Raw genomic sequence first — 2555 nt, 5'->3', positions numbered from 1 at the left:
GTAAGCGCGAATTTATCAGCACATAGCGCCCGAATTGGGAGCAAGGCAAGCTGTGTCCACTGATTAACAGTGGACACAGCCAATGACTCAGATCGATTCAGATGCGGCGCTTCTCGCCGTTACGCTCGTAGGTCGCGACGGCAAGCGGCGCTACGACTCGCAATCCAAACGCAGGCTTATTGAGGCCTGCCTGCAGCCGGGCGTGTCGGTGGCCGGGTTGGCGCTCAGGGCCGGCGTGAACGCTAACTTGCTGCGCCGGTGGATCAAGCTGCATCAACAACGCAACGGCGTGGCAGCGACGTCGGAAGTTGTCGAGAATGCGCCGCCGCTTGCCGTGCCGTCGGCGTTCGTGCCGGTCGTCGAGATCAGCCGTCGTGAGGTGGTTGAGCACAAGGACGCCGTAAAGGCTTCCGAGCCCACGCGCTCACCGCCCCCGCCCGTGCGCTCGCAGCTGACGGTGGAAATGCCCAACGGCGTGACGCTTCGGCTGGACTGTACCGGACAGGATGCGCCGCTGGTATCGGCGATGATCGAGACACTGGGGCGCTGCGATGTTCAGGCTCGACGCTAAACTCAAGGTGTACGTTCATCGCGAGGCAGTCGACTTCAGGAAGTCGATCAACGGCCTGGCCGCTCTGGTCGAGCAGTCCATGGGGCTGGACCCGTTTGCGCCGGCGCTCTACGCGTTCAGCAACCGGCGACGGGATCGCATCAAGATACTCGGCTGGGGTGGCAACGGCTTCTGGCTGCTGATGAAGCGCCTGGAAGAGGACCGCTTCGTCTGGCCGCGCCGGCAGCAGGTGGTGATGGAGCTCTCGACCGAGCAGCTTCATTGGTTACTTGAGGGCATCGACATCGATGCGGTGCGTCGTCATCCTGCGCGGCAGTATCGGCACGCTGGCTGATGTCGTGATGCAACATTCGGGACCGGCGTTACAAATTCGGTAAACCCATTCGCCTTGCGGTTTCGCTATCGTGAGCGTCATGTCAGCACACGATCCCACTGCCGGTCTGCCATCCGAAGTTCTCGCCTATATCCGCGAACTTGAGGCCCGCAACCAGCAACTCACTCAACGCGTCGAGCAGCTCGAGGAGTTGTTTCGTCTCGCGCAACTCAAGCGCTTCGCCCCGAGCAGCGAGAAACTCAAAGACCGAGTGTTCGACGAAGCCGAGCAGGTGGCCCTGGCTGAACCCGTTGAAGACGATCCGGACGGCGTCTTTGCGCTGCCCGACACGGGCCTGCCAGCCGTAGACGGCTCAGGCCACCAGAAACGGGGGCGCAAGCCGCTGCCGGCTGATCTGCCGCGTACGCGTATCGAGTACGACCTGCCTGAAGATCAGAAGGTCTGTCCGTGCTGCCAGGGTGCGATGCACCGGATGGGTGAGCAGACCTGCGAACAGCTGCACATCGAGGTTAAGACGTCAGTGCTGCAACACGTGCGCTTCAAGTACGCGTGCCGCCATTGCGAACGCCACGCGGAGCACACGCCCATCGTGATCGCGCCCATGCCGGCGCAGCCGCTGCCGGGCAGCAACGCAAGTCCGGCGATGATCGCCACAGTGATGACCGCCAAGTACGCGGATGGCACGCCGCTCTACCGCATGGAAGATGCGTTGGGCCGCTCGAACATCGCGGTCAGTCGTGGCACGCTGGCGCACTGGATCATCCGGCCTGCCGAACTGCACCTGTCCCGGCTGTACGAGGCATTGCGCGGCACGCTGCTCGCGCAGTCGCTGATCCATGGCGACGAGACGACGGTGCAGGTGCTCAAGGAGGACGGCAAGAGTGCGCCGAGCAAGTCGTACATGTGGGTCTACCGCAGCGCCGAAGCATGTGCCGAGCCGGTGGTGCTGTTTGAATACCAGCCAGGGCGTGGGCAACAGTATCCGCAGGCCTTCCTGAAAGGCTATGCCGGCACGCTAATGACCGATGGCTACAGTGCGTGGCGCACGCTCGAAGGTGTCACGCATCTCGGATGCCTGGCCCATGCGCGCCGGGCGTTTGACGAGGCGTACAAGGCGCTCAAGAAACCCGACGGTCGCGCGCGCCGTGCACTCGAATACTTCAAGGCGCTGTATCAGGTCGAGACCCTCGCACGCGGTAAGTTACCCGAGGGCCAAATCCGTGCCGACTATACATACCGGCTACGCCAGACGCACAGCCTGCCACTGCTGGAGGCGTTCAAAATCTGGCTCGATGAGCAGGCGGCACAGGTGCTGCCCGAAAGCCTGACCGGCAAGGCCATCAGCTACACGCGCAATCAATGGGTGTACTTGCGGCGCTACGTCGAGGATGGCCATGCTCCCATCGACAACAACGTGCTCGAACGGGACATCCGGCCATTTACGACCGGAAGAAAGGCGTGGTTGTTCAGTGACACCGTCGCCGGGGCGAAGGCGAGCGCCATCATCTATAGCCTGATGCTCACGTGCCGCGCGTGCAACGTCGAACCGCATACCTATCTGCTTCGCGTGCTGACCGAACTACCGCAGCGTGCAGCGGATGCCGATATCAGCGATCTGTTGCCGTTCAACGTTGCCAAGCCGCGCGACGT

Annotated in this window: 3 protein-coding genes; all 3 read left to right on the top strand. The window is 62.6% G+C overall.

What is annotated here, in order from left to right; all coding sequences use genetic code 11:
• Window positions 1-82 precede the first annotated feature (82 nt).
• The gene (tnpA, locus tag AWB64_RS30455; RefSeq protein ID WP_060859134.1) at window positions 83-571 is read left to right on the top strand and encodes an IS66-like element accessory protein TnpA; all 489 of its coding nucleotides are present in this window, start codon (window positions 83-85) and stop codon (window positions 569-571) included.
• Window positions 552-905 carry an IS66 family insertion sequence element accessory protein TnpB gene (gene tnpB, locus AWB64_RS30450; protein WP_060859133.1) on the top strand — a complete coding sequence of 118 codons (354 nt, stop codon included), beginning with the start codon at window positions 552-554 and terminating at the stop codon, window positions 903-905. Before tnpA ends, tnpB begins: the two co-directional genes overlap by 20 nt.
• A gap of 79 nt (window positions 906-984) precedes the next feature.
• A partial coding sequence (tnpC, locus tag AWB64_RS30445; RefSeq protein WP_060859132.1) for an IS66 family transposase occupies window positions 985-2555 on the top strand: 1571 nt, incomplete at its 3' end.

The sequence above is a fragment of the Caballeronia sordidicola genome (assembly GCF_001544455.2).
Taxonomy (GTDB): domain Bacteria; phylum Pseudomonadota; class Gammaproteobacteria; order Burkholderiales; family Burkholderiaceae; genus Caballeronia; species Caballeronia sordidicola.
This window is presented reverse-complemented; position numbering and strand designations above follow the sequence as displayed.